The sequence below is a fragment of the Anaerococcus tetradius ATCC 35098 genome (assembly GCF_000159095.1).
Classification (GTDB): domain Bacteria; phylum Bacillota; class Clostridia; order Tissierellales; family Peptoniphilaceae; genus Anaerococcus; species Anaerococcus tetradius.
This window is the reverse complement of record NZ_GG666363.1, coordinates 1-378: the sequence shown is the minus strand read 5'-3', so window position 1 is coordinate 378 and position 378 is coordinate 1. Positions and strand designations below refer to the sequence as shown.

The 378-nt window shown below is 27.8% G+C and carries 1 pseudogene; it reads right to left on the bottom strand.

Annotated elements, in window-relative coordinates:
- Window positions 1-378 (bottom strand): annotated as a pseudogene (locus tag HMPREF0077_RS10190) (stalk domain-containing protein); the annotation flags it as partial.

Below are 378 nucleotides of genomic sequence, written 5' to 3'. Positions count from 1 at the left end.
GAAGTTTTTGTCTACTTGAAAAACTGCAAATTCTTTTTCATCTTTAACTTCATTTTTGTCTTGTTGTTCCTCTTGCTTTTTCATCTTGTTAAGATCAAATTGATTTAGAATGTTCTTGTCATCAGCTTTCAAAAGTTCGTCCCACTTCTTATCTTGAGATTTCTTCTCTTCTTTCTTTTCTTTGTTTTCTTTTTGGAGTTTTAGAAGTTCATCTAATTTCTTAGATAAGTCTTGATTTAGATTTTTATCTTTTTCATCTTTAGCTTGTTTTTCAAGTTCTTCTTTAGCTTTTTTATTTGCTTCCTCGATTAACTTCTTTGCTTCTTCGATTTTCTTATCTAAATCTTTTTTTAGCTTTTTAATTTCTTCATCAGAAGA